This is a genomic window from Pseudoalteromonas sp. S3260, from assembly GCF_005886925.1.
In the GTDB taxonomy this organism is placed as follows: Bacteria; Pseudomonadota; Gammaproteobacteria; order Enterobacterales; family Alteromonadaceae; genus Pseudoalteromonas; species Pseudoalteromonas tetraodonis.
In genome coordinates this window covers 1-321 of sequence record NZ_PNCV01000231.1, presented here as the reverse complement: position 1 = coordinate 321, position 321 = coordinate 1, and the positions used below count along the sequence as shown (strand labels likewise).

Annotated in this window: 1 protein-coding gene; it reads left to right on the top strand. The window is 46.7% G+C overall.

Going from position 1 to position 321, the window contains the following annotated elements; all coding sequences use genetic code 11:
• The coding region (locus tag CWC14_RS18285) for a penicillin-binding protein activator (RefSeq protein WP_171036882.1) at positions 1-321 on the top strand (321 nt) is incomplete at both ends.

Genomic DNA, 321 nt, shown 5'->3' with positions numbered 1-321 from the left:
GCCTACATGCGAATGCAAATGCCACAACAAAGCGCACCATTTTTATTACGTGCTTCAGAAACCGCAAACCGCTACCAAATAGAAGCATCACAGTTAAACCCCATTTTGTGGCGGTCTTTACAATCTTTGAGCCCGCAACAGCTAACAAAGTATGACTCCGGCTCAGCTATCGCTAAAGGCTGGGTGCAACTTGCTAAAATAAAACAACTTTATTTGGGCTCTCCAGTTGAGTTACACCAAGCTTCCAATAACTGGCAACGCCGCTATCCAGGACACCCCGCGAGCTTTGCCCTAGACGAAAAAGTGGCTGAGCTGATGAAA